We start from the raw sequence: 22,156 nt of genomic DNA on the forward strand, positions 1-22,156 counted from the left end.
TACACGGTTCCGCCGAGGCTTCAGCGAAGGAATATCGCACGCCCGAAATGACGCTCCCCGCCAATCGGAGCCGACACCTCGACCACCGCCAAGCCCCGCGCCTACGCCACCGACCTTACCCACTCCCAGCTGATCGCCGTCTCCGCCGCCTCCAACCGCAGCAAGGGCAACAAGTTTCGACCGCCGCTCTACTGCGGGACGGCCGTCCACATGCCCTGGACCTGAGCGAACCGTTTGCGGGCGAGAACTTGACCGGCCGTCTGAGCGGCGTATCAACCGTCGGTTCAGCGCTCTCAGCAGGCCGACGCCAACCGCACAGGACGGCCCCGGCTCCTCTTGATTGACCGTCTCCCAGGCCTACCTTCCGGTGCCAAGGACCGCCGAGACGGCCCGGGTCAGCACCAGCCAGGTGCCCCGCAGCCCCCGCCCGGGCACAGTGAGTGGCAGGAACGCTCGGCCATGTTCCCGTTCGCTCGCCCATGGTCTCTGCCCCGCCGGACTTCGTGGAAAGGGGTCAGTCGTCCGCGGATGACTGACCCCTCTCGTCCCGGGCGGTTCGCGTGAGTTGCCGCGGAGCAGCTTTCCTCACGGCCACGCGAGTGCCGGTGCGACGACGTACGGACGCGGCCATCCACTCCGGTTCGCGATACATCGGAGCCGCGAGGCCACGCAGGCCGCCTGTTGGCCCTCGGACGCACGGGTAGCCTGCTCAGCACCCGGGGTACTGACCGGCCGAGGAAGTGGATCAGCTGGTGACCGCTGCGGCGGAGAGCGCGGAGATGTCGCCATTGCCGTCCAGCAGGCTGGCGCCGGTCCAGGAGCCGTCGCGGTTGCGCTGGTTGTCGTACACGTTGCCGCTGACGACGGTCTGGACGTGCAGGGTCCCGTCGGCGAGGCCGGCGGCGGAGACGGCGGCGATGTGCCCGTTCTGGTCGAGGGTGTTGGCGCCGGTCCAAGTGCCGTCGGTGTTGCGCTGGTTGTCGTACACGTTGCCGCTGACGAGGGTCTGGACGTGGAGGGTCCCGTCGGGGAGGCCGGCGGCCGAGACGGCGGCGATGTGGCCGTTGCCGTCGAGGAGGTTGGCGCCGGTCCAAGTGCCGTCGCGGTTGCGCTGGTTGTCGAAGACCTTGCCGTCAGCGATGGTCTGGACGTGCAGGGTCCCGTCGCTGAGGCGCGCGGAGGAGACGGCCGAGATGCTGCCGCTGCCGTCCACCAGATTGGCGCCGGTCCAGCTCCCATCGGAATTGCGCTGGTTGTCGAAGACCTTGCCGTCAGCGACGGTCTGGACGTGCAACGTCCCGTCGGTCAGCCCGACGGAGGAGACGGCCGAGATGCCGCCGCTGCCATCCACCAGGTTCGCGCCCGTCCACGAGCCGTCGCGGTTGCGCTGATTGTCGAAGACCTTGCCGCCGGCCAGGGTCTGGACATGGAACGTACCGTCGGTGAGCGCCGCGGTGGCGACCTGGGTGATACCGCCGTTGCCGTCCAGCAGTGCCACCCCGTCCCAGGAACCGTCCGAGTTCCGCTGATTGTCGTAAACGCTGCCGCCGGCCACCGTATCCACCCGCATCACGGTGGTGGGCTTCGGACCGCGGGAGACGCCGACGTCGAGGTAGTCGGCGTCGATGTTCATCGTCACACCGCCGTAGCTCTCCGACTTGTCGCCCCGGTACTGATGGATCCGCTGGTGGTTGGCCCAGAGCGAGGCGGGGACGACGGGATCGCTGGTGTCCGGGTTCTCGTTCCAGCGGGCGGTCCAGATCACGTCCGGCATGGTGTACCGGGCAGCGTTCCGCGCCAGGTCGGCGATGCCGGAGGAGGCGCTGGAGTAGACGCCGGAGAGGTAGCCGCGGGCGTGAAGCCGCTCGGTCCAGGCCGCGAGGTAGCTGAGCACGGCACCGCTGTAGCGGGAGGAGTCGTAGTTCTCCATGTCGTCGTAGAGCGTCGAGCCTGGGCCGAACCCGAGTGCGGCAGCCTGGGCGATCGCCTCGTCCGCGGAGGCCGCGCCCTGGGCGGCCGGATTGCTGATGCTCCAAGCCTGGACGCCCGCGTAGATCGGCATGAACCGCCAGCCGGCCGAGGCTTGGTGCTGGACCCACCCGGCCGTCAGGTTCGGCTGGGCGCAGCTCCGGGCGCCACCGATGTAGATCCCCACTGCCCGGTAGGGCGACGCGTTGATCCACGTGTCCATGGCGCCCGAACTCGGTGCGGCGCAGGTCTCGAACCCCTTGCCGACGAAGTCGGTGATGGTTCTCGGGAGGGCGGCCGGTGTGAGGGCGGGGGCGAGCGCCGGTGCGGCGGTGGGGCTCGTGGTCCGGCCCGAGGCGGCCGGGTGCAGGCCTGCTCGCCGCAGGATGTCCTGCATTCGGGCTGGGTCGGCGGCGTAGCCGGCGGTGACCCTGATGCCCGGCGCGGTCGCGGAGAGTTCGCGGGCCGACGGGTTGTCGGTGGTGCCCGTGGTGATGCCGGTATCGGCCTTCGGCTCGATCAGCAGCGCCTCCGTCCGGCCGGTGAGCCGACTCGGGCAGTCCTGGGCCGCCCCGGGCGTACCGAGGTAGACGGCGTGGCGGTCGAAGCGCACACAGGCGGACGGATTCTCCCGGAGGTCGACGACGGGCCAGTCGGCGGGCACCTGGAACCGGTGTCCCTGGTAGGTCACGGATGTCGTGGCTGGGCCGGCGGCCGCGGCGGCACCCGCCGCCGGGCCGGCCATCGCCGCGCAGACGCCGAAGACCGCGAGTGCCCTGACGGGGAGTTGGAGGGATCGGTTCAGCACAGTGGATTTCCCATCTGGTGGCGCAGGACGATCGGCCGGTCGGCCCGTGCCGGACCGGCCGATCGTCAGCGGGCGTGAGGTGTGGTCAGGATCCGAGGCCGGCGGCGGAGACGGCGGTGATGGCGCCGTTCTGGTCGAGGGTGTTGGCGCCGGTCCAGGAGCCGTCGGTGTTGCGCTGGTTGTCGTACACGTTGCCGCTGACGAGGGTCTGGACGTGGAGGGTCCCGTCGGGGAGGCCGGCGGCGGAGACGGCGGCGATGTGGCCGTTCTGGTCGAGGGTGTTGGCGCCGGTCCAAGTGCCGTCGGTGTTGCGCTGGTTGTCGTACACGTTGCCGCTGACGACGGTCTGGACGTGGAGGGTCCCGTCGGGGAGGCCGGCGGCGGAGACGGCGGCGATGTGGCCGTTGCCGTCGAGGAGGTTGGCGCCGGTCCAAGTGCCGTCGGGGTTGCGCTGGTTGTCGAAGACCTTGCCGTCAGCGATGGTCTGGACGTGCAGGGTCCCGTCGCTGAGGCGCGCGGAGGAGACGGCCGAGATGCTGCCGCTGCCGTCCACCAGGTTCGCGCCCGTCCACGAGCCGTCGCGGTTGCGCTGGTTGTCGAAGACCTTGCCGCCGGCCAGGGTCTGGACGTGCAGGGTCCCGTCGGTCAGCCCGACGGAGGAGACGGCCGAGATGCCGCCGCTGCCGTCCACCAGGTTCGCGCCCGTCCACGAGCCGTCGCGGTTGCGCTGGTTGTCGAAGACCTTGCCGCCGGCCAGGGTCTGGACATGGAACGTACCGTCGGTGAGCGCCGCGGTGGCGACCTGGGTGATACCGCCGTTGCCGTCCAGCAGTGCCACCCCGTCCCAGGAACCGTCCGAGTTCCGCTGATTGTCGTAAACGCTGCCGCCGGCCACCGTATCCACCCGCATGGTGCCGGTGCCGCCGGAGCCGGTGATCTTCTTGTACCGCAGCCCCACGTAGTTGCCCGCCGGGTGGCCGTCGATGGAGCCGCTGTAGACGTTGGCCTGCTCCAGCGAGGTGGGCACGCCCCGCCGGTGCTCGGCGTAGTACTTGAACGTCCCTGCGGACTTGTCGATCCAACCCGCGAACAGCACCGCGTGTCCGTCGCCATCGTCGTTGAGGGCGTCGCCCGGCAGGAGGGTGGACTTGTCGGTGACCTTGGTGGACACGTTCGGCAGGCTGCTCGTGGTCAGGCTGCTGGTGAGCTGCCAGGCCATCGAGATGAGCCCCGAGCAGTCCTCACGGTAGCGGCCGCCGGTGGCCTCGTCGGCCCACCAGCCGTAGGGCGGGGTGAGGCCGTTCGGACTGTACGGCACCCGCTGGTCGGCCCAGTCCTGAGCCCGGGCGATCGCCTGCTGCCGGGTCACCGGGCCGCCCGGCGCCGCCCAGCGGCCGATGGAGCCGGTTGAGGTGACCTGCTCACCGTAGGAGACGACCGTATCGGCGGCCGCCGGGGTGGCGGCGAGCAGGGACGCGCCGATCACGATCGACGCGACTCCCCCGACGGTGGAGCGGGAGAACGGACGGGCGAAGATGAGCTTGAGCATGGAGTGTCGGCTCCTCGGAGAATCGGGAAGCGCCTCTGGGGGCGCACACCGTGATCCTCCGAGAGCCCGATCACCGCCCGATCACCGCGCGATCACGCCCGCCGGTACAGTGGCCGCCAGGGCGCCGGGCACGGCCAGGACGGTGCTCGAACCGGCGCCCGCGACTGCCGCGCGCTCCCGGGCGAGCTCGCGGGCGAAGGCCCGGACCAGTTCGTGCGTCGTGTAGCGGCCGCGGCCACATTCCTCCGCCAGGGCCACCTCGGCGAGCCGGTTGAGCACCCGGTCGGCGTGGTTGTCGTCGGTGTCCAGCAGACGGGCGACCGCCGGTGCGGTGTAGGCCGGCAGGTCGACCGAGCCCATCCGCAACAGGGCGGCGGCGGCGGCGTTGTCCAGCGGACGGCCGTTTTCGCAGAGCCAGTCATAGGTGACGCGCAGCGACTGCCGCACGCTGAGGTCGTCGTGCTCCAGCCCGTCCAGGCGCTCGTCGAGCAGGGTGAGCTCCTCGACCAGCGCGGTGATACCCAGGGCGCGGCGGGCCGCCAGCCGGGCCGCCGCGATCCGCAGGGCGAGCGGGAGCCGCGTGCAGAGTTCCACCAGCCGTGCTGCTGCGGGCGAGTCCAGCTCGCCGTGCGCACGGCCGGACGCACGGCCGATGAGGTCGAGGGCGTCCGGCAACGGAAGCGGTCCCAGCCGGAGCTTGGCCGCGCTGTCCAGCGCCGTCAGTGAGAGCCGGCTCGTGACGAGGACGGCGCACCCGGGGCCGGAGGGCAGCAGGGGGCGGACCTGGGCCGCGCAGGCCGCGCTGTCCAGGACGAGCAGGGCGCGGCGCTCTACGAGCGTGCTGCGCAGCAGTGCGGCCGCGGCGTCGACGTCCTCCGGGATCCGCCCCGGCGGGTGGCCGAGGTCGTGCAGCAGGGCGGCGAGCGCCTGCGCAGGGTGGAGCGGCCACCGGCCGGTCGTGGAGCCGAGCAGGTTGACGTACAACTGTCCGTCGGGGAATTGCTCCTGCAGGAGCTGGGCGGTGCGCAGCGCGAGGGCCGTCTTGCCGGCGCCGGCCATGCCGCTCACCACAGCGACCCTCCCCTGCTCGGCAGGTGTGGTGAGGGCCGCGCACAGGCCCGCGACCTCGGATTCGCGTCCGGTGAAGTGCGAGGGGCACGGTGGAATTTGGGAGGGCCGTGTCCGGCTGTGGCGTGATTCGGCGGGTGCCTCCGCCGCGGCGGACCGCCGCGGGCGGGGTATGGTGCCGCTGGTCTGGAGGACCTCCTGATGGATCCGCTGGAGGGCGGGTCCGGGGTCGATCCCGAGCTGGTCCACCAGGGCGGAGCGCAGTCCCTGGTAGGCCGCCAGGGCCTCGGCGCGCAGGCCGCTCCGGTGCAGGGCCCGCATCAGCTGGCCGTGGAAGGTCTCGCGGAGCGGGTGCTCGTGGGCCAGCCGAGTGAGCCCGGAGACCAGGCCCTGGTGGCGACCGAGTTCCAACTCGGCCTCGTGGTACCACTCCAGGGCCTCCAGTCGGGCCTCGCCGAGGCGGTGAACCTCGGCCCGCAGGTCCGGGCCGAGCGGGCCCAGGTTGCTCAGCGGGGTACCGCGCCACAGACCGAGCGCGGCCCCTGTGCGGTCGGCCACCTGCTGCCAGTCCCCCTTGAGCCGGGCCGCACGGGCCTGCCGGAGTTCGCCCGAGAACTCGGCGGCGTCGAGTTCGCCCGGGCCGACGGTGAGCTCGTAGCCAGGCGGTACGGTGCGCAGCCGGGTCCGCCCGTCCGGGCCGAGCAGTCGTCGCAGCCGGGCGACGTGGTTGGCCAGGGACGAGGCCGCCGAGGCGGGCGCGGCACCGTCCCAGACGGCGGAGGCGAGACGGTGCACCGAGAGGGGCCGGTTGGGATCGACCAGCAGAGCGGCGAGCAGCGCCCCGGTTCGCGCGCCCTGGAAGGCGGTAGCGGTGGTTTCCTGACGGAGTTCCAAAGGGCCGAGGATCGCAAAGCGCAAGGCGGTGGCTGCCTCTCCGTCACGGGTCAATGATACCAACCTCCTTGGTATCCCGGCGGCCGCCGGAGCGGCAACGCGTTCTCGTGTGAGGATCACCACCCTGGCTGCACGCACGCCAGGCGCGGCGCAGGTCTGCGGCCAGCGGGCGGGCCAGGCGAGACTGGGTGTGGGCGACGACGACCAGCCGGGTCCACAGGTCGGCGGTGTCCGGTGCGCGGAAGTGCGGCGCGATCCAGCCGAGGGCGCCCTTGAGCAGGCGAAACGCGGGCTCAATGTCGAATCCGCGCAGGAAGGTGCGCCGTATCCGGTCCACGTGTGCGGTGTCGATGCCGGTGGCCGAGGAGCACAGCCACAGCGGCTTCGCTTCGCGTTCGCCAGGCCGGTGCTCGACCGGGAGGCGGACCAACGTGCCGTGGGTGATGGGGATTTCACCTTCGCCGTCGAGCCATGGGCCGTGTTCTTCTAGCCAGGGCCTGTCCGGTCGATCATGTTCGGAGGCAGATGAAACCCGTCCAGCCCCGGGCAGGATCAGCAATGGCGACTTCAGCGACTGCCCGGCCCCGGTCGGGACCGGGTCACCAGCACGACCGCGGGTCTTGTACGTGCTCTGGTGAGTGCCGGTCCTCGCCCCTGCCCAGGCCGGTCTGGACCAGGAAGCCGGGGTCCACTTCCCACGGCGGGGCAGCAATGTGCACCCGCTGGGTGCCGGGGATGCCCACCTCGACGAGGACCCCGTCGCGGAACATCCACAGACCGAACAGGTCGTCGTCCTCGTCGTGGAGCATGACCTGCACGCAGGCGGGCTCGTTCCACGGCAGGGACTCCAGGTCCTTGAGTACCCCGCGGCGCCGGTTCCACCGCTCGAACTCGATGTGCCAACCCCCAACAAACCAGGGAATCCGCACGAAGCAGCCGTGCCAGGTGCGGGCCTCGTCCGGCCGCGTCAGCGGCTCCATCACCTCGTCCTCGTACCGCGCCAACACGATGACCTGCGCCATTCTGCTCATACCCACATATCACACCGTGCCGGGTACCGAGGCAATCGATTTGAGACCCCGAGCCGTCGGGGCTCCTTCCGTACGCGGAGTCCGCCGCATGGGCAGCGGCCGTTCTCCGGCTTCTTCGTGACTCGACATCTCGAAGCGTGGAGAACGGCCACCTTCGCTGTCCCGGGAAGAACCGCGGATCAGCAGGTCGACTGACCAGTGGGGTTGAACAACGAGCTCAGGCGGGTGTGGCCGGCTTGCTGCCGCGCCGGGCGCCGAGGAGAGCGCACCGGAACAGGATCAGCAGGGCGGCCGCGGCGCCCAGTGGGGCGAGCAGGCAGGTGGCGGGCAGGTCCTCGTCCGGGTAGGGGTCGCCCACACCACGCGCGCTGTCGCCGGGTCGCCGGCGGCCACCTCCAGCGGGGCGCTCACCCCGACGGCCGGATGTGCGACGCGCTTGAGGCCGAGGGTTGCCGTCGAGTAGTCGCGATCGCCCACCCGGTAGGTGACCTGGTAGTCCCTGCCGCGCTTTCGGGGGATCGCGGAGGTGATCGTTCCGTTCACCCTGAGCGGCTTGTCATCGATGAGGCTCCCGGCCCGCTCGCCCAGCGGCCGCGAGGGAGCAGCGCGGCCGCCGGTCGCCAACCCGTCGGCCCTGTGGTCGCCGTGCCGGTCGCCAGCGTGCCGGAGGGGTGGATCGCCGGGCTCGCGGCCGGTGGCATCGCCCTGGACGACCCGGCCGTCCATCACTTGTTGACGGCCTGTCTACGCGCGCTGCCCAGCGTCCTTCCCTGTGCCGGCCCGATTCCGGGCCGGCACCGAAAGGGAGAACCCCCGTGCTGCGCGAGACCCGCGCTCTGCTGACCGGTTCGGTCGCCGTCCTGGCCCTCAGCCTCACCTCGACCACCTTCACCGCCGACGCCGCCGGTGACCAGAGCGGCATCGACGCCTACGCCCGCGAGGCCCAGTGGGCGGGCTTCGCGAAGGACAAGTCCGGCGAGGGCCGCAACGACGACGCGATCTCCGCGGCGGCTATCGCCATGGCCGAGTCCGGCTGCGACCGGCTGGCCGTCCACACCGACCTCCCCCACCGACCCCGACCCGGGCCCCAAGGAGCTCGGTGCCCGGCAGATCAATGAGCACTGGTACCCCGAGGTCCACGGCCACGACGCCGGGATCGTCACCGCCGAGAGCTGGCAGGACATGGGCCGGTCGGCACGAAAGGCCTTCAAGATCGACAACGGCGGCACCGGCCGGGGCTGGGCCTCGTGGGCGGCCTGGCACCTGGGCACCTACCACCAGTACCTCGGCCAGGCACGGGAGGCGGTCTACCGCGTCTGGCAGTGACGTCCCACCCCCGCGTGACCACCGCGGGCCCCGCCCGGCCGAAGCGGCTCGGCCCCGACCGGCAGACCGTCATTCGGACCGGTCCCCAACGACGAACTCCCCACCGCTACCCTTCCCCCCACCCGCGGACCGGCCCGCTACGGGCGGGCCGGTCCCCCCCTGCTCATCCCCCAGAGGACGCCCATGTTCAAGGTCAACGAGTAGTTCGACGGCACGGTGACGTCGATCGCCTTCACCGCCGCGGACGGGCCGGCGACCGTCGGCGTCATGGCGCCCGGCGCGTACGGGTTCGGCACCGCGAAGCGCGAGATCATGCACGTGGTCTCCGGCGCCCTGACCGTCCGGCTGCCCGGCTCCGAGCAGTGGGAGACGTTCGAGGCCAGCGAGCGGTTCGACGTACCGGCCGACAGCGCGTTCCAGGTCAAGGCCGACGTCGAGACCGCCTACCTCTGCGAGTACCGCGACTGATTCCGGCCGCGCGGCCCGCCGGTGCGCCCAGCACGGGCGCCGCGCCGGGCACGGGGGGAACACGCCCGTCGCGGCGGCGTCAGGCCGGCGCGGCGCCGGTGCCGGTGACCATGGGGAGGGTGCGGCCGTCCGGGGTGGTGAGGGCCACCAGCCACTGCTCCGGCGGCGGTTGGCCGGGAAGGGCGTCGAGGCGCAGTTCGGGCCCGGCACCGGCGATGGACGGCGGGGTGGACGGCGTCGGGCCAGTCGGGTCAGCCGGCCCGGCCGCCGTGGTGGCGGCGGACAGCGTCCAGGGCGCCGCGGCCGGGTGCGTGGCCGGCACCGTGACGGCGAGACTCGCGGTGCCGTCGCCGTGCGTGGTGTAGACGGGTACGACGGCCGGGAGCGGCTGGGGCGCGGCTACCCCGCGGGGCTCGGAGGGCGGGCTCCACACACCCGGCCGGGCGACCGTGGCGGGCGCCCCGAAGGTCTGGGCGAACGCGCCGGCGACCGGCTCGGCGCCCGGCCGGTAGGTGGGCTCGGCGGGCCAGGCCGCCTGGCAGGTGTAGCGCAGCGGCGCCCAGGCCGGGGTGCCGGGCGGCAGGGTGTCGGCGAGTTCGCCGGTCCACCGCCAGCCGTCGGCCGGGTTGTCGGGCGGCTCCGGGCGCATGTCGACCGTGGCGAGCACCGGCCAGGCGGCGGGCGCGCCACCGGCTGCGGACCGGCGCACCCGGACGAGCGGGGCGGCCTCCCCGCCCGGACCGAGCCGTCGGGCGATCGGCGGCGCGGTCCCCCCGCCGGCCGACCGGTCACCGGGGAAGGCGACCGACACCCTCAGCCGGACGGTGCGGCCGTCCGGGTCGAGGGCGGCGGTGAGCAGCGGGGCGGGGGGCGCGTCGGTCAGGGGGACGGCGACGACGCAGCCGCCCCGCCGGTCCCGGGGCGCCTCCAGCCCGGCGGCGCTCACCGGTGCGAGCTGCAGGGCCCGCAGCGACTCCAGCCGCCCGGGGAGCGGGCAGCGGATCCGCAGCCGTCCGTCGGTCTCGGTCACCGTCGCCTCGGTGGCCCGGGCCATCGGGGTCTGTCCGGCGGCGGTGTCGTCCCGGAGCCTCTCGGCGCGCTGCCAGCGGGGTTGTCCGGCGGCTCCGGCGGTGCCCGGGCTCTGTTCCTCGCCCGTGTACAGCCGCCAGGTGGTGCCGGCCGGAGCGCCGGCCGGCCGGTCGGTCCAGAGGTCCAGCTCGGCGAAGCCGTCCGGCCGGCGGTCGCCGCTGAAGAGGATCACCTCGCCGCGCAGGGGGCTGGTGTAGGGGCGCGGGTCGTGGACGGTCAGGCCGGCGGGCGTGGAGGTCGTGGTGCCGTCCTGGTAGGTGGCGGTGACGGTGCAGGAGAGCTCCAGGCTGGTACCGGGGGTGGTCGGCGGTGCGGCGACGTCGGCCGTCCACAGCCCGTCGGCCAGCTTGCGCAGGATGAACGGGCTTGGCGTGCCGGTGAGTTCGGCTTCTACCGAGCTGATCGGGGCGCCGCCGGCCAGGGGTGCGTTGAGGGTCGCCCGGACGGTGACGGTGCCCGGGCTCGCGGGGGCGTCGTCGGTGGGGACGGCGAGTGCCTGGGCGTAGTCGAGGGCGGCCGCGGGAACGGCCGGGTCGGGCCGGGTGGGCTGCTGGACGTCGCCCGAGCTGCCGAAGTCCGACCAGCGGCCCCACGGGTCGGCCGTGGCGACCAGCCAGCGCGCGCTGCCCGCCGGGCAGTCGGTGTCGGTGACGAGGGCGGCCCCGGTGCCCGGTCCGGCGGACGCCGCGATGATCGGTTGCCGATCGGGCCCGGTGTCGTCGGTTACCGGGTTGAGCCACGTGCCGGGCTCGCGCCTGACCGCGAGCGGGCCGGCCACGGCGTTCCGTACGGTGAGGGAGACCGTCCGGGTGCCGTCGGGTGCGCCGGCCGCGTCCTGGGCCGGGTTCCACCGGGTGAGGTCGGCCACGGCGTCGACCTCGGGCGGGTCGGGCGGGTCGGGGGGCGGCGTCGCGACGGCGATCGTCCAGAGGCTGACCAGCCGTTGTCCGCCCGCCTCCAGTTCCTTGGCCTTTCCGAGCAGGTCCTTCGCCGTGTGGGCCTGGTACAGGGCCTTTCTGAACGCCTGCTCCATCGGATCCGCCGCGTCCGGCAGCAGCCGCAGCAGCAGGGCGTTGCGCTCCGTCGGCGCGATCGCGAAGAGCGCGGCGACGGCGAAGCAGCCGACCAGCTCCCGGCCGACGAGCGGCACCGGGTCCGCGTCCAGGGTGGTGGCGAAGCCCCACCAGCGGGCCACGGCCGGGTCGGTGGCGGCCGCCCAGAGCGGGAGCGAGAGGTCGGCGTCGACCGTGACCTCCTTCTGGTCAGCGCCCGCGCCGGACAGCGACAGCGAGGTGAGCGGCGCGAGCGAGGGCGGTGACGCATGGGCGTCCCGCGCCCAGAGTCTGCCGATGTCGGCCTCCAGGTGCCGGGCCGCGGCGGCGGCGCGCTCCACCGGGTCCTCCGGCGCCGGGTCGTACGGCGGCGCGGCGCTGTCGGGAACCCCGCGGCGCACCCGGGCCTCGCTGTCCGCGGAGTGGTACGCGCGATCGGCACCGCACCACCAGAGGCCCTCCGGCAGAGCGGCGCCGATCGCGTCGACCGGCGGGGCGCCCAGCCAGGCCGGGGGTGTGACCACCGCGCCCTCGACCCGCGGCCCGGACCGGTAGGACGCCAGGCCCAGGTCGGTGCCCGGCCCCTGGTAGCGCAGCCCCGGCAGCGGCACCCGGGCCACGAACGGGCGGCGGGTGAACGGGGGCCGCCCGGTGCACCCGGGCCCCGGGCGTCCGGCGGCGTCCACGAGGGTGACGGTGCGGTCGGGGCCGCCCCACGCGCCGACCAGCAGGCCCTGCGCGCCCGTGCCGGTGAAGCACCGGGAGCCGTCGGGCAACTCCGCGGGCAAGGGGTCGGCGGACAGCGTCGCGCTCCCGGCCCGCCAGACGGTGAACGGGCAGACCGGGAAGCCGATCAGCGGGGAGGGGAACACCCGCAGGTGCACGCCGGGCGGCAGCCCCGCGCCGCTCGCCTCGTCCTGCGGGACGCTCACGCACTCCGCGGCGAGCAGCGCGGGGCTGACCCAGGCCGGTCCCGTGGTCATGGCCACACCTCCAGGGCGAGCGTCGGCACCGTGGCAGGCGCGGGGAGAACGAGGGTCGCCAAGTGGCTGACCCAGTCGGCCTTCTCCGGTGCGCGTTCCTGCCAGGTGAGGGTGAGCGGACCGGCCGGGACGGGGGCGGGCGGCACGCACAGCGCCGCGGTGGTGGCGCGGTCGGTGCGGGTGACGAACCCGGTGAGGACGGGGTCCTTCAGCCGACCCGCGCGCACCAGGGGTTCGGCGGCCTCCAGCAGCACCCCGCCGACGGCGTGTCCGCCCGCGCCGTCGGGCACCCACAGCACGGTGGTGCGGGCCCAGGTGTCCAGTGGGCCCGGGTCGGCACCGGCCCGGTCGAGGGCGGCGCGCAGGGCGCCGTCGCTGTCCTCGCCCGGGTCGGTGGGGGCGGTGTGGACGACGAGGTGCTGCACGGCGTCCACCGGGCCGCCGAAGCCGAGGTCCTCGAACATTCCGGGCGCGTCGGCCCAGTGGCTGGTCCGGAAGGAGACGTGCGGCAGGGGGGTCCGCACCCGGTCGGGCTGGGCCGTGTCCGTTCGGAGTTCGGCCACGGCGGCCAGGTCGTAGCAGGCGTCGGGGACCAGGACCGCCTGCACCGCCAGATCGGCGGCGGTGACGGGCCATGCGCAGGCCGACAGGACGGTGTCGGTCACGCCGTGCCGATCGGCCGGATCCATCAGCCCGAACCGCGCCGACGGGGCCAGGCCACCGGTCAGCAGCTGCTTGAGGCGCGGGTCCTGGTTCTGCGCCCAGCTGGGCGGCGGGTCCTGCGGCTGCGCCCAGCTGGGCGGCGGGTCGGTCCGGGCGACTTCGAGACCGATGAGGTAGCCGTACAGGCGGGCGACGGTGGAGACCGTGTCGGTGGAGAAGGTGGCGACGAGCCGGTCCTCGTAGAACACCGGGGCGTCCCCGCCGGCCGAGTAGCCCTTGAGGTACCGGCCCAGCATGGCCGGGTGGAAGGTGCTGACGTCGCTGTGGAGCGTAGCCTCCGACGGGCGCGTCGCCTGGTGCTTGGCGATCCGGAAGCAGCGGCTCTCGGTACCGCCGGAGGTCTGCGGGCTGCCGTCGAGCGAGCCCGCCCAGGTGACGTCCAGCCGGTAGGTGGCGTCCTCGACGAACAGGTTGCCGAGCGCGAGGGCGCGTGACTTCTTCCGTTCGGCGATCGAGGCCTTGCCGGCGGCCCGGGCGTGGTCGACGGCGTCGGCGGCCACGGTGGTGACGCCGCCGATCGCCACCACGGCCAGCAGCGGACCGACTGGGCGGGCGGCCGGGACCAGCCCGTGGCGGACCGTCACGGTGGCCACGGGCGCGGGAGAGCCGTCGCCGGGCCGGTACTCGAAGACACCCAGGAGACCGCCGGACGTCTTCTGGGTGTCCGTCAGCGTCCACTCCACCCGGGCCCGGTTGCCCGGCCGCTCGGTGAAGACCTCGACGCCCCGGAAGGACTCCGCGGTGTACCGGAGGACTAGCGTCGGCGCGACGCCGGTCCGCTCCCGCGGCACCAGCGGCGAGTCCAGGGCGAGGGTCGTCCGGGCCGGCCGCGGGCCCTCGCCCTCGAACGGGACGACCACCAGGTCGGCGAGCGGCAGCAGGCCGGGGAACTCGGTCGGCGGGAACGTCGACGGGAAGGAGACGGGCACCGGGCCGGTGTCGGGCGGCCCGCCCGGGACCAGGGCGGTGCCCGGCGCCAGCACCGGCGCCGACGAGGGGACGGCCGGGACGGGGTCCAACGGTGCCAGCGCCGTGACCACGGTGCTCGCGGTGGCCCGGACGGTGGCGGTGGTCGCGGGGGTCGGCCCCGGCGTGGACGGCCCGTCGGCGAGTGACGGGAGCCGCCAGGAGACGCCGTCCGGGACGGCCCGGCCGCCCACGGCCCAGCCGGGGGCCGCGGACCAGTCGCCGGCGCAGTCGCGCCGGAACCGCGCGACCGGGTCAGCGAGGTCCTTCGCACCGCCATTGAGCAGGTGCCGCGTCCAGAGCGCCGGTTCGTCGGTCAGCAGGGCCAGCACCCGGCCGGTGGTCGGCGTGTTCGGCGCCACGCCGGGCGGAAGCTGCCAGCAGGCGGGCAGTCGGGAGGTCAGGGGCACGCCGACGCCGTTGTCCAGCCGCTGGAGGGTCAGGCCGGTCAGCGTCCAGTGGCCGGGGTAGCCGGGTGATCCTATCGTGCCGTCCGGGGCGGCTCCGGTGCCGGGGCCGGGTGGGGCGGAGGTCTGGTCGAGGGCCCGGTGGAACGGTTCGCCGGGCGGTCCGGTGTAGGCGGGGCCGGGCGCGAAGCCGAGCAGGAGGACGCCGTCGGGCCACATCGCGGGCGCGCCGTCCGAGGTCGGGGTCATCGTGCCGTCGGTGGCGGCGGCCCCGGCGAAGTCGGCCACGGTCGCCGAGACCAGCGGGTCCGCCGGTGGATCGGGCTCGACCAGTTCGCTGTCACCGAACGTCAGGTGCACACAGCCGCTGAGCTCGAACAGCCACAGGTCGATCGATCCACAGGCTTTGAGCTCGGCGAACTTCGCTTCACCGGGGCCCAGTCGCAGCGTCAGGGTGCTGTTCAGGCCGAGGCTGAACGGCCCCAGGTGCAGCGAGCCGCGGACGTCCGCCGCGCCGGCCACGAACACCGGCGCGCTGGCGACCGCGGCCACCGCGCCGGCCGACAGCTCGGCCCACACCGGCGGCACACCGTACTTGGCACGGAAGGAGAACCCGGCCGCGGCCGCGAACCCCGCGGCCGGGGTGGCCGGCAGCCCCGGCAGCGGCTTCGGGAACCCGTTGCCCCGCAGCATCAGGAAGGCCTCGGCCCCGACCGCGAAGAGTTCGGGCAGCAGCGTCGCCCGGACCGGCGTGCCGTAACCGGGCGCGGCCCCGAGATGGACGAACCAGTCGCTGTCACCGGCCCCCCGGACGTAGCGGGCCTCCGCGGGGACGTCGACCTGGAGCAGGTGCCACGCCCCGGGGTGCTCGGGGTCGTCGGGCGGGACGCGGTAGTGGCCGGCAACGCCCGCGTAGAGCTCCTCGGCGCCGACGGACAGCAGGCCGGTCAGCCGGGCGGTCGTGGTGGTGTCGGGTTCCCGGGTCACGTCGCGGGGCGTGGAGAGGACGGTGGCGTCGAGGGCGACGAGCAGGCCGAGGTCGGGGGTGCGTACGACGACCCGGCCGAGCGCGGAGAACGCCAGGCCGAGGTCGGGCAGGGTGCCGACGGCGACACCGGCCCCGAACAGGTGCGTTCCGAGCCGCTTGACGGTGTGCGCCGCGTCCGGCTGCCAGTCCAGCCGCTGCTCGACAGTCCCGCCGATCGTCGGGACGCGGTTGAGCCCGAGGACCGCCTCGATGCCGAACAGGCCCAGCCCGCTGTCGGCGAGCGGCACCGGCGCCGGCAGGGTCACTCCCAGCACCGCGAGGATCGAGCGGGTGCCGTCCAGCGATTCGGTGGTCAGCCCGGCGTCGGCGGCGAGGTTCAGCGGGGTGATCCCGACCCGCAGCGTCGCGGAGAAGGCCCCGTCGTCGCCGAAGGCGATCCGGCCCTCGCCGGAGACCAGATCCGGCACGTCCAGGGACAGCGAGAACCCCTGGAGCGACACCCGGTGGTCGTCGAGCGAGACCCGCAGGACGCCGCCGGCCGAGTGGACCGGGCCGAGGTCGAAGGTCAGGCGGAGGTCCAGTTCGAAGAAGGACGAGCCGTGGCCGGAGCGCACGCCGGTCACCTGGAGCAGGCCGGAGGGCTGGGACACCTCCCAGCGCCCGGTGTCGCAGACGTCGATCGACGCGCCCTCGAAGCTCAGCAGGGGCGCGCCGGAGCCGTACTCCAGGAGGGCGTCGCGGACCGCGACCCGCATGGGCGACACGGTGCCCGCCGTCAGGATCGTCGACCGGATCCGGCAGTCGAGTTCCGCGCGGTAGTCGATCCTGGCGAGGCCGGGGGTGGCGGGGTCGAACCGGACCGCGGTCACCGTGGTCCGGCCGTGGCTCCCGGCGCCCTCGGGGAGGATCCCGGTGCCGGCCCCGGTGCCCCCGACGAGAAGCCGGGCCTCGGCGGCCAGCGCGGCGAGACCGGCGACGTCGTGGTCCTTCGCCACCGGCGCCGTGCCACCGACGGTGGCGGTGACCAGCACCGCCGCGGCCGCGAGATAGGGGTCGGCGTCCCACAGCACGCCGTCCTCGCCGGACTCCACCGCGACCGTCCCGTGGTAGCCGCCGGCGTCGTGCACCAACCGGGCCCGGACCACCGACCGGCCGGCGGTGGCCGGCGCGACGCCCGCGACGACGGTCGGCGGCGGGTTGAACGGCGTGCTGACGTCGATCGAGTCGGGGAACGGCCCGCCGGCTCCGCTCCAGCAGAGGCTGTAGTCCACCGGGCCCGTCGTCGCGTTCACGCCGCCGGCGAAGCCCGGCCGGCCGACGGTCAGCGCGAAGTCCAGCGGCACCGGCCCGGCCGACGGCAGGCCGCCGACCGTGACGGTGCCGGCCAGCTCGAACGCGGGCGCGCCGTCGGCGATGCGCAGCGCCGCCGTGGTCAGCCCGAGCGACACGGTGGTGCCGCCCGGCGCCGCGTGTACGACGGCCGGGGCCGGGGTGAGCGTCGCGGTCCCGTCGACCGGCCCGGTGAGCGCCCAGTGGACGCCCTTCGGGTCGATGTCCACCGTGGCGACGGCAGGACCGGCCACCGTGAGGGACAGCGCCGTTCCGTCGGCCTGCCCGGCGAACACGACCCCGGTGAGCGGGAGGGTGAGCCGGGCCGAGGCCGGGCCGCCGCTCGCGGTCACTCCGTGGACGGTCCCGCGGAAGCCGCCGATCGTCAGCTCGACGTCGAAGGGCGCTGCCGTGGAGGCGGTGGTGGCCGAGAGGGCCGACAGTTCCCCGCCCGCGGGGAGCGGGAGCTGCGTGATCAGATGTGCGGCGCGTAACACGTCCACCAGCGCGGTCATGGTGGCTCTCACTCTGCTGATCGGGCCCCGGCCGCCGACCGGCCGGGGCGCGGTGCGATCGGGCCTGCCCGACGGGTTCCCTTCCAGCGTCGACCCGCCCTCGCGGCAATGCAACCCCCTGGGAGGGCGGATCCCGCCCGGCCACGGCGGGTCACGCGCGCCCCGGGCCGTAGGCGATGCGCTCGACCTTGAGAGGCGGACTCTTCGCGGTGGTGGTGGGCCGGAGGGAGGAGAGCGCCTCCAGGTCGCTCAGATGGTGACGCAGGCTGGTCGGCCCGATGGCGGCGGCGTGCTTCACGGCCTCGGCCGTCATGGTCGCCGGCGCGAGCCTCGACGCCAGCAGCTCGACCAGCTCACCGAGGGTGTCCTCGGTCCGCCGCTGGAGGGGGCCGCTCCTGGCGAAGCCCAGCGGGAGCGCGGTCCGGAACCGGACGTCGTCGGCGAGCACCTGCCCGACCGCGTCCTGGAGGACCGATGCCCACAGCAACGGGTGGACACCGATGGTGACGTGGACCGAGGCGGAGTCCATCGAGGTCCCCGCATGGACCGTGCCGCGCGGGAGGTAGAGCAGGTCCCCGGCCGTCAGCTCCAGCTCCTGTTCGGCCTCCTCCGGCAGCGGATCGGCATGGTTGTACGGCTGGCTCCGCAGCGGCAACTCGTGCGCGCTCCCGTACAACGACCACCGCTTGGACCCGTGGACCTGAAGGATGAACACGTCGTGGGTGTCGTAGTGGGGGGCGAACCCCCGCTCGTTGCCTCCCGGGGTGAGATAGACGTTCATCTGGGGCCGCGCGCTGATCTCCGCGCCGAGTTCCGCCGCGAACCGGCCCAACGGCTCCCACCGTCGGTCCAGGGAATTCAGCACGATCGTGGATCCGGTGCGGTAGTGCTGGTACACGGCTTCGACCGCGGTGGTCCGGCCGGTGGAACCGTTCGACGCGACCAGTTCGGAGACCGAGATCTCCTGACCGTCCCTGATGATCCGAACGGTGTCCAGATTGGCGTCGACCAGCGCGAGCAGTCGGTCCACGTCGTCCAGGGTCAGGAGTTCGGAGAAGTAGTGCGGATCCGCGTGACTGACGTGCAGGCTCCGACTCTCCCAGAACTCCTCTTCGAAGGTCTCCCGCTCGACCGGATCGAGCATCCAGGAGAGCGCGGACACGAGCCTCCCGCCACGCGTCCGCGTCGCCTGTTCGCCGGTTGCTGTCGCCATATCGCGTGGCTCCTCGTCTGTGGCACTCGTGCCGGGCCGGTCGTGGGGATGTCAGTCATTGTCGTCCCGGAACACGTTGGTGTTGGGGTAGTTGTACCAATCCGCCTTTCCCGAGTCGTTGACGTCGTTGTCGTCGTGGTTCCCCCGGCTGCGGTCATGAGCGGCCAGGGAATCGCCTCCCGGCCGGACGACGCGGAACGGGGTCGGGCGCTGAAGGAGATCGACCTGCTGTAAGCGATCGGCATCGAGGAGGATCCGGAGCTGTGCGGAGGCGAACTTGCGAGCCCTCGGGAATGAATCCCAGGATCTCTCGGCTGTCGATCAAGCCGGGGTGAGCACAACTGCCCGGCTCCATATGTGTGCAGCTTTGAGGGAGTGTCAGCATGTCCGTTACACAGCCTGCCGCCGAGCGCGTGCGTGTCTCCGCGGAACCCGACTGGTACGAGTCGGCCGGTATATCGCTCGGCGTCCGAGTCGGGAACTTGGTCTTCACGTCGGGGCAGGCGCCGATTGATGCCCAGGGGGCCACGGTCGGCGCGGGGGACTTCGAGACGCAAGCCCGTCAGGCGCTCGCGAATCTGTCGACTGTCCTCACCAACGCGGGCTCCAGCCTCGGCGAGGTAGTCAAGGCGACCGTGTTCGTCACCGACATCGCGCAGCAGGACATCTTCGCCAAGTTGCGCGCGGAGCACTTCCCGGACAAGCCCCACCTCGCGGAGTCGTTCGTGGAGGTCTCCTCACTCGCCAACCCTGAGTGGATGATCGAGATTGAGGCCATCGGACTCGTCCGGTGATCCTGGGTACTTACAGGCTCTTCGGCGAGTTCAGGAGCCAAGCCACAGGCGCATTGCCGCGCCGGTCACGGTGCCGTGAAAGATGTGGGCCCTCTTGTCGAACCCCGTGGCCACCGCCCGGAAGTTCTTCAACGCGCTGATCGTCCATTCAACTTCGTTCCTGCGCTTGGGAATCGCCTTGTCGAAGGCGGCGGGCCGGACGCCCTGCTGCCGCGGCGTCGGCGGTTGGCCCGCTGGTTCTTCGGTTCGGGGATGGTGTGCTTGATCTGGCGTCGTCACAAGTCGCGACGGATGCGGCGGGACGAGTACGCCTTGTCGCTGCCGAGGTGGTCGGGCCGGGTCCGCGGATGCCGGCCGCCCAGGCGACTGACCCGAATGCGTTGCACGACCGGGACGAACTGTGGGGCGGCGCCCCACTGGCCTGGAGTGATCAACATGGCCAGAGGGCGGCGCCCGCCTTCACTCGCGAGGTGGATCTTGCAGGCCAGGCTGCCCCGGGGCCCGCAGAACAGCGCGTGCGCCTTTCCCCGCACTCGCGGCGCTGTTCTGCGGGCCCCGGCGGCATGCCGGTGGGCCCGGCAGGAGGTGGAGTTCCACGGTGAACAACCAGAACTCACAGGGCGGAACCATGTCGCAGTTCTACCGGTGGGAGCGGGTACTTGACGGCGACCCTTCACGGCGCGGGTTGTAGCCTGACCCGCCCCGAGGGCCCGGTCCGAAGCCTTGGCACGGTTCGGGCCCACAGTCCGGCGGGTGGCCCGCTGAATCCCTCATCTGGAGCCAGTTGCGAGAGGAGCGCCCCGTGCCGACCGCCACCCCGGTCCTCGTGCACGTTTCCGATCGATCCTTCGGCCTGCTGGACACCGGCCTTATCCCGGTCGGCCCTGAAGACGACTACTCCAACGGTCTGGTCATCACCATGACCTCAGGTGCCCGTATCCACACCGGTATCCACACCGGGCCGGCGTGTGCGTACGTCACCGTTCTCACCGCCCGCCCCGACGACGGGAAAGGCCCGGACCCACGCTGGAGCGAGGTCGTCGAGGCCAGCGTCCACGCCCCGCGCGGGAATCTGCGCGTCGACTCGCTGTCCGACGGCCCGGTGCCCGGACTTCCCGTTCTAAGCGCGCAGGGCCCGGGCTGGTACCGCCTCCTCGTCAAGGCCCGCGGCCGGGACACCGCACCCGACAGCGTTGTCAGCGAACCCGTCGAGGACTACGAGATCACCATCTGGCCTGAGCCGCCGTCCCGTTCGCACATCATCCAGACCCAGGATCAGTGCGGTCACGGCTTGAGGCTGGCAGCCGGCCGCTACCCCGCACCGCCGCCCCGAGCCCCCTCCATGCCGTACGGCAGTACGGCCGAGAAGGAACGACAGGCCGCCAACCTCGCGCGCCTTCGTGCCATGGGCGCCTCACCGTCCTCGGACCCGGACCCGGCCGTGCAGCCGTGGAAGCCCATGCCGGACCAGCCCGCACCTCGGCCGCGCAACCCGGGGCCTGCTATTTGAAGCCGTTCCACCAGGGCGAGAGCATGTGGGCTGAGCCACAAACGCGAACCCACGCTCCAAGCCCATCTCGCCGCGCAACGTTGAAGATCAAGATCGGCAAACAGGGCAACCCTGTGTGGCTGGTGATACAAGTCGCCTCACAGTCGACCGTTGGCGCCTACCGTCGGATTGCCGCGGTGTCAACGGCTGCCGGCGTCCGGCACTGACCCACCCCGTTCCGGCCGGTGGGACGCCCGACGCCGGGAGGCAGTTCTGCCCGGTCGCTTGCTCAGCCTTGTTCCAGGCCGAACGTCCTTGTCGGTGGCTTCGTCTACGGTCTTCCCATGCGTGATCAGCTGTCGATGCAACTGAAGGGAACTCAGGTGGACGGTTCAGGAGACTTGCGGGCGGCCTGGGCACGGTTCACCGCGTGGCTCGAACGCTACGACCCCGGGGTCGTCGCCGTCCTCGGCGGGCCGGGGGACTCGGAGGCCATCGGCCGGGCCGAGGTGCGCATGGGTCTGGCACTGCCGCCGGAGCTGCGGCAATGGCTCCTCGCACACGACCTGGACACCGGCTGGCGGGGCGAGCCCCGCGAGACCCTGGTGGAGCGGGGCTGCGACGTACCCGTTCCCGGCGGTCATCTCCTGCTCGGCTTGGCGGACATCGAGCGGGTCTACCTCCACCGGCTCGCCGTGGAGCGAATGGAACCCTCCGACGATCCGGACTGCCCGTCGTGGCGCCCGGAGTGGGTGCCGATCACGGCGGAGCGCGACGGCCTCTACGGGACGTTCCTGGATACGGCCAACGGGACGGTCGGCAGGTGGGCCGAGTACGACCTGCCCGACGAAGGCGTCTACGCGTCGCTGTCCGCCTTCTTCCAGCAGGCGGCGGACGAGTTGGAAGGAATCACCACCGGTGACTGGCGTGGCCCCGGCGCGCCCGTGCGAGCCTAGCGCGACGCGCCCCAACCGGAGGACGAGGCGATACGCCACTGGACCCGCACTCACGGCATGGTTGTGAACGACGCTGCTGGCCCGGTGAAGCCTTGCCGCCCGTTGCCGAAAGCGACGGTCATCGCGTTATGACGCATGGACAGGAGCACGAGGTCGCCGCAGGGGACGGGGAGCCGCAGACGAGAGGGCACCAGCCGCAGCACGGCCGGGGTTGCCTGATCGGCCAGCAGGCAAGCCTTCTTGCTCGGCTCTCTGACATGCCTCCCGGGTTGAACTCTCGCGACCGCCGGCGGGATCAGTTGAGCAGGCCGACGGCACCCGAGGAGGTCCTCGGGCTCGTAGATGGCCGTGCGCGTCGTCGGTCCGGGCCGGGTTGGGTTGGGTCGGTCGAACCGCGGCAGCGCCTCGGCCTCGGCGTCGAACAGGGCGGTCCTGGAGCCGTATCGATCCGGTGGCACAGGGCAGTGCCCGGGTCTGACCGACCGCCTTCCGATGGCGCCACCCGGCTGGAGGACTTGAGTCTCCTGCTCTTGTCTACGG

Annotated in this window: 15 protein-coding genes and 1 pseudogene; 6 read left to right on the forward strand and 10 right to left on the reverse strand. The window is 72.8% G+C overall.

All coding sequences use genetic code 11. The annotated features are described in order from the left end of the window. Nucleotides 1-745: 745 nt before the first annotated feature. The 6 genes from ACFWA9_RS20230 to ACFWA9_RS20255 all read right to left on the reverse strand — a co-directional run bounded on the left by ACFWA9_RS20230 (nucleotide 746) and on the right by ACFWA9_RS20255 (nucleotide 7,676). A complete protein-coding gene (locus tag ACFWA9_RS20230) occupies nucleotides 746-2,776 on the reverse strand; it encodes a glycoside hydrolase domain-containing protein (protein ID WP_380388646.1) in 2,031 nt (676 codons plus the stop codon). An 85-nt stretch (nucleotides 2,777-2,861) separates the two neighbouring features. Beyond that, entirely contained in the window at nucleotides 2,862-4,325 is a 1,464-nt protein-coding gene (locus ACFWA9_RS20235; protein ID WP_380388648.1) for a hypothetical protein, read from the reverse strand. Nucleotides 4,326-4,406: 81 nt separating this feature from the next. Next, a complete protein-coding gene (locus tag ACFWA9_RS20240; protein ID WP_380388650.1) occupies nucleotides 4,407-6,287 on the reverse strand; it encodes a BTAD domain-containing putative transcriptional regulator in 1,881 nt (626 codons plus the stop codon). Between the two features lie 43 nt (nucleotides 6,288-6,330). Continuing rightward, nucleotides 6,331-6,846: a hypothetical protein gene (locus ACFWA9_RS20245; protein WP_380388652.1), complete on the reverse strand. Its 516-nt coding sequence runs from the start codon at nucleotides 6,844-6,846 to the stop codon at nucleotides 6,331-6,333. Nucleotides 6,847-6,886: 40 nt separating this feature from the next. Then, entirely contained in the window at nucleotides 6,887-7,318 is a 432-nt protein-coding gene (locus ACFWA9_RS20250; RefSeq protein WP_352294418.1) for a hypothetical protein, read from the reverse strand. Between the two features lie 217 nt (nucleotides 7,319-7,535). Next, the gene (locus ACFWA9_RS20255; RefSeq protein WP_380388654.1) at nucleotides 7,536-7,676 is read right to left on the reverse strand and encodes a hypothetical protein; all 141 of its coding nucleotides are present in this window, start codon (nucleotides 7,674-7,676) and stop codon (nucleotides 7,536-7,538) included. A gap of 457 nt (nucleotides 7,677-8,133) precedes the next feature. On the opposite strand from ACFWA9_RS20255, the gene ACFWA9_RS20260 reads away from it, so the two are divergent. From ACFWA9_RS20260 to ACFWA9_RS20270, 3 genes are all read left to right on the forward strand, one after another. Then, nucleotides 8,134-8,436 carry a hypothetical protein gene (locus ACFWA9_RS20260; protein ID WP_380388656.1) on the forward strand — a complete coding sequence of 101 codons (303 nt, stop codon included), beginning with the start codon at nucleotides 8,134-8,136 and terminating at the stop codon, nucleotides 8,434-8,436. 64 nt (nucleotides 8,437-8,500) lie between these two features. Beyond that, nucleotides 8,501-8,644, forward strand: a complete 144-nt coding sequence (locus ACFWA9_RS20265) for a hypothetical protein (protein WP_380388658.1) — start codon at nucleotides 8,501-8,503, stop codon at nucleotides 8,642-8,644. A gap of 216 nt (nucleotides 8,645-8,860) precedes the next feature. Further along, on the forward strand, nucleotides 8,861-9,112 hold the full coding sequence (locus tag ACFWA9_RS20270; RefSeq protein ID WP_380388660.1) for a pyrimidine/purine nucleoside phosphorylase: 252 nt from the start codon (nucleotides 8,861-8,863) through the stop codon (nucleotides 9,110-9,112). 79 nt (nucleotides 9,113-9,191) lie between these two features. Here ACFWA9_RS20270 and ACFWA9_RS20275 read toward each other — a convergent pair whose 3' ends face one another. The 3 genes from ACFWA9_RS20275 to ACFWA9_RS20285 form a co-directional block, all read right to left on the reverse strand. Further along, entirely contained in the window at nucleotides 9,192-12,236 is a 3,045-nt protein-coding gene (locus ACFWA9_RS20275) for a hypothetical protein (RefSeq protein WP_380388662.1), read from the reverse strand. Beyond that, a complete protein-coding gene (locus tag ACFWA9_RS20280; protein ID WP_380388664.1) occupies nucleotides 12,233-17,164 on the reverse strand; it encodes a hypothetical protein in 4,932 nt (1,643 codons plus the stop codon). Before ACFWA9_RS20280 ends, ACFWA9_RS20275 begins: the two co-directional genes overlap by 4 nt. Nucleotides 17,165-17,315: 151 nt before the next feature. After that, on the reverse strand, nucleotides 17,316-18,377 hold the full coding sequence (locus ACFWA9_RS20285; protein WP_380388665.1) for a cupin domain-containing protein: 1,062 nt from the start codon (nucleotides 18,375-18,377) through the stop codon (nucleotides 17,316-17,318). Nucleotides 18,378-18,760: 383 nt separating this feature from the next. Between ACFWA9_RS20285 and ACFWA9_RS20290 the strand changes: the two genes are divergently transcribed. Continuing rightward, entirely contained in the window at nucleotides 18,761-19,171 is a 411-nt protein-coding gene (locus tag ACFWA9_RS20290) for a RidA family protein (protein WP_352294406.1), read from the forward strand. A gap of 30 nt (nucleotides 19,172-19,201) precedes the next feature. On the opposite strand, the pseudogene ACFWA9_RS20295 reads toward ACFWA9_RS20290, so the two are convergent. Further along, a pseudogene (locus ACFWA9_RS20295) lies at nucleotides 19,202-19,764 on the reverse strand (IS5 family transposase); the annotation flags it as partial. A 209-nt stretch (nucleotides 19,765-19,973) separates the two neighbouring features. On the opposite strand from ACFWA9_RS20295, the gene ACFWA9_RS20300 reads away from it, so the two are divergent. Together ACFWA9_RS20300 and ACFWA9_RS20305 are read left to right on the forward strand one after the other, a co-directional pair. Next, nucleotides 19,974-20,681 (forward strand): hypothetical protein, encoded by a 708-nt coding sequence (locus tag ACFWA9_RS20300; RefSeq protein WP_380388667.1) that lies wholly within the window; start codon nucleotides 19,974-19,976, stop codon nucleotides 20,679-20,681. A 323-nt stretch (nucleotides 20,682-21,004) separates the two neighbouring features. Continuing rightward, nucleotides 21,005-21,616 carry an SMI1/KNR4 family protein gene (locus ACFWA9_RS20305; protein ID WP_380388668.1) on the forward strand — a complete coding sequence of 204 codons (612 nt, stop codon included), beginning with the start codon at nucleotides 21,005-21,007 and terminating at the stop codon, nucleotides 21,614-21,616. Nucleotides 21,617-22,156: the final 540 nt, after the last annotated feature.

The sequence above is a fragment of the Kitasatospora sp. NPDC059973 genome (genome assembly GCF_042737525.1).
In the GTDB taxonomy this organism is placed as follows: domain Bacteria; phylum Actinomycetota; class Actinomycetes; order Streptomycetales; family Streptomycetaceae; genus Kitasatospora.

Coding starts and splice junctions, on each gene's coding strand:
- ACFWA9_RS20235 (WP_380388648.1), bottom strand. CDS start 4,325: ATGCTCAAGCTCATCTTCGCCCGTCCGTTCTCCCGCTCCACCGTCGGG.
- ACFWA9_RS20285 (WP_380388665.1), bottom strand. CDS start 18,377: ATGGCGACAGCAACCGGCGAACAGGCGACGCGGACGCGTGGCGGGAGG.
- ACFWA9_RS20280 (WP_380388664.1), bottom strand. CDS start 17,164: ATGACCGCGCTGGTGGACGTGTTACGCGCCGCACATCTGATCACGCAG.
- ACFWA9_RS20305 (WP_380388668.1), top strand. CDS start 21,005: ATGCGTGATCAGCTGTCGATGCAACTGAAGGGAACTCAGGTGGACGGT.
- ACFWA9_RS20275 (WP_380388662.1), bottom strand. CDS start 12,236: ATGACCACGGGACCGGCCTGGGTCAGCCCCGCGCTGCTCGCCGCGGAG.
- ACFWA9_RS20290 (WP_352294406.1), top strand. CDS start 18,761: ATGTCCGTTACACAGCCTGCCGCCGAGCGCGTGCGTGTCTCCGCGGAA.
- ACFWA9_RS20250 (WP_352294418.1), bottom strand. CDS start 7,318: ATGAGCAGAATGGCGCAGGTCATCGTGTTGGCGCGGTACGAGGACGAG.
- ACFWA9_RS20265 (WP_380388658.1), top strand. CDS start 8,501: ATGGGCCGGTCGGCACGAAAGGCCTTCAAGATCGACAACGGCGGCACC.